The 2,433-nt window shown below is 69.3% G+C and carries 3 protein-coding genes, 1 tRNA gene and 1 pseudogene; 2 read left to right on the top strand and 3 right to left on the bottom strand.

Annotated elements, in window-relative coordinates:
- Positions 1–415: pseudogene (locus tag VIR15_RS17405) on the bottom strand (hypothetical protein); the annotation flags it as partial.
- A 236-nt stretch (positions 416–651) separates the two neighbouring features.
- A tRNA-Gly gene (locus VIR15_RS17400) sits at positions 652–725 on the bottom strand.
- A gap of 84 nt (positions 726–809) precedes the next feature.
- Between VIR15_RS17400 and VIR15_RS17395 the strand changes: the two genes are divergently transcribed.
- Together VIR15_RS17395 and VIR15_RS17390 are read left to right on the top strand one after the other, a co-directional pair.
- Entirely contained in the window at positions 810–1,253 is a 444-nt protein-coding gene (locus VIR15_RS17395) for a YfbO family protein (protein ID WP_331930044.1), read from the top strand.
- Between the two features lie 8 nt (positions 1,254–1,261).
- Positions 1,262–1,621: a hypothetical protein gene (locus tag VIR15_RS17390; RefSeq protein ID WP_331930042.1), complete on the top strand. Its 360-nt coding sequence runs from the start codon at positions 1,262–1,264 to the stop codon at positions 1,619–1,621.
- A gap of 98 nt (positions 1,622–1,719) precedes the next feature.
- Here VIR15_RS17390 and VIR15_RS17385 read toward each other — a convergent pair.
- Positions 1,720–2,433, bottom strand: a 714-nt coding sequence (locus VIR15_RS17385) for an AAA family ATPase (protein ID WP_331930040.1), incomplete at its 5' end; no start/stop codon positions are given.

The following is a 2,433-nucleotide window of genomic DNA, read 5'->3' as shown; positions in this document are numbered from 1 at the left end:
AGAGCACCTTGGTCGTCGGCTCCACTAGCCCGGGCGGGAGCAGCGCGATGCGCTTCTGGCCCTTCTTCAGCATGGCTGGGATCTCGTCTGCCTTCACGCAGGCGGCGTCCGATGTCAGCGCTGGCTGCGTGACTTTCACTTCGCACGGGATCACCAGTTCGCCCCGGTCGGCCAGCGCCCCAAGCTCTTTGACGGTGGTGGTCGCCTTGAGGTTCGTGATGCCGGTGACCACCGCCAACGGGAAGGTGGTGGACTCGGATGCGGTGGTCGTCGACGGGCTGGCCGTCGTCGAGCCGGTGCCTGCCGAGGGAGCACTCGCCGTTGTCGCAGGCCCGGGGCTTCCGGTGGTGCACGCCGCAACGAGCATCACCCCCAATGCGAGAGCCGTACCCCGGAACATCCTCGGCGAGTTCACGGGCGACAGCCTATGCGTCCGCGTCGCCCGGCGCCGCCCGGCGCCGCCCGGCACACGCCAGCGAGCCAGACACGCGGAGGAGCGCGACTGCACTCAGGCGCAAGAGTGCACTGTCGACCGCGACCGCCGTCCGCGCAAGAGTGCTGGCTGCAGGGTGCTCAGGTCGCACGAACCTGTTCACCTGCCAGACGTTCGCTCCCGCGCGTAGACGATGCCCTCCATAATCTGCGGCGAGGTGGAGCGAGCGACGGGAATCGAACCCGCGTATCCAGCTTGGGAAGCTGGCGCTCTACCATTGAGCTACGCTCGCCGAGCCGCTGAGACCGAGGTGTCGGCGGCACGCGGCGTCAGTGTAGCCGACGCCGTGCCGCTTGACCGAAGGACCCTCCACCGCATGGATCTCGCCAAACGCGACGCCCTCATCGAGCATGTTCGAGGGCGAGGTGGCACCAGCGCGCAGGTCGCCGTCACGCTCGAGCAGTTCTTCGATGGGAACGGCTGCGAGTGGTGCATCGCCCCGCACCGCTCCGAGGACCTGGTGCTCGCCGACGTCCGCCGGGTGCTCCTAGCCCTGCGCGACCATCCCGAGGTCCACGACGTGCGCATCGAGCTGGAGCAACTCGAGTTCGACGTCTTTCCCGACGACGAGTGGCCCTACGCCAGCGGCGCCGCCGTCATCACCACCCTCATGCCCGACGAGGTCGACGCGCTGCTCCTGGAGGCCGAGGTCGACCCGAGCGGCGGTCCGGCCTCGAATGTCGACTGGCTCATCGACGCCCCTCCCATTCCGGAGGGCCACCACTACGTCGGCGTCTGGTGGGCTGACCGCCACGGTTGAATACCTCCGTGACCCAGCTCCAGATCGCCATCTCCGTGCTGTGTGGCGTCGCGGCGCTGCTCGTCCTGGTCCAGGTCGTCCGGGACCGCCCCGTCAACAAGCTGATCATCGCGGTCCTGGGTCTCATCGAAGCCGGCCTGGTCGTGCACCTCGTCCTCGGCATTCACTGGCTGACCGGTGACCGGCCCGACATCCCCGCCCTGACCTACCTCGGCTACCTGGTCGCATCCTTGGCCGTTCTCCCACTCGCCTGGGGCTGGTCGTGGGCTGAGCGCAGCCGCAGCGGCACGGCAGTGCTCCTGGTCGGGCTCGTCGTCGTTCCCTACCTCTTCGTGCGGCTGCACGAGATCGCCAGCTCGGCCAGTTGAGCTGCCGCAGTGTGGTGCCGAACGCACAGCAGGTCGTGCGCTTGGCACCACACAACGAGGCCTTATGCCGCTGACCTCGCTCCCGCGGTCAGGCTCCCTCAGCCGCGGGGCCGGTACGCGAACCACCCTGCTCGGCGACCCCGGTACACGCTGGGCATCGGGCCAGCAAAGTTTGCGCCCCCGGGCCCGGGGAAGCCTCCTGCTCCCATCTCCTCCGGGTCCCCGAGACCCTCGCCCCCGGAGCCCTGCACGCCGAGCAGGCTCCGCGTGAGGAGCTCGGAGTCGGAGAGCAGCTCGTCCAAGGCTGAGGTGAGGTGCCGGTCGCCGGGTGCCGTCTCCTCGAGGGCGGCGGCCAGAACGGCTCGCCGGACGAGCTCCTTCGCGAAGCTGGCCGTCGTGCCCTCGGCCCGCTCCGCAGCACCGGAGAGCGCCGCGTCCTCGAAGAGGTGCCTGCCGTAGAGCCGGAGCAGGGCGAGTCTCCCCTCGAGATCCGGCAGCGGGATCTGCGCAGCGAGGTCGACGCGACCAGGTCGTTGGGCCAGGGCCACCTCGAGGTCCTCGATGCGGTTCGTCGTCAGCAGGAACGCCACGTCAGCGTCAGCGTCGAGTCCGTCAAGTGCGTCGAGCACCTCGAAGAGCAACGGCTGCGGGCCCATTGTGAGGGACCGGTCCTCCGCGACGAGGTCGACGTCCTCGAGCACGACGATCGCGGGCTGGTGCGCTCGCGCGATCTTCGCCGCGGCGTGGATGTGCTGCAGCGCACCGCCGCTGAGCAGCACCGCGGTCGTGCCGGGAGTTGCGCTGAGCAGGTA

This window comes from Intrasporangium sp. (assembly GCF_036566125.1).
Lineage (GTDB): Bacteria > Actinomycetota > Actinomycetes > Actinomycetales > Dermatophilaceae > Intrasporangium.
This window is presented reverse-complemented; position numbering and strand designations above follow the sequence as displayed.

Excerpts from the sequence above, each read along its gene's own strand:
- VIR15_RS17395 (WP_331930044.1), top strand. The coding sequence starts at position 810 with ATGGATCTCGCCAAACGCGACGCCCTCATCGAGCATGTTCGAGGGCGA.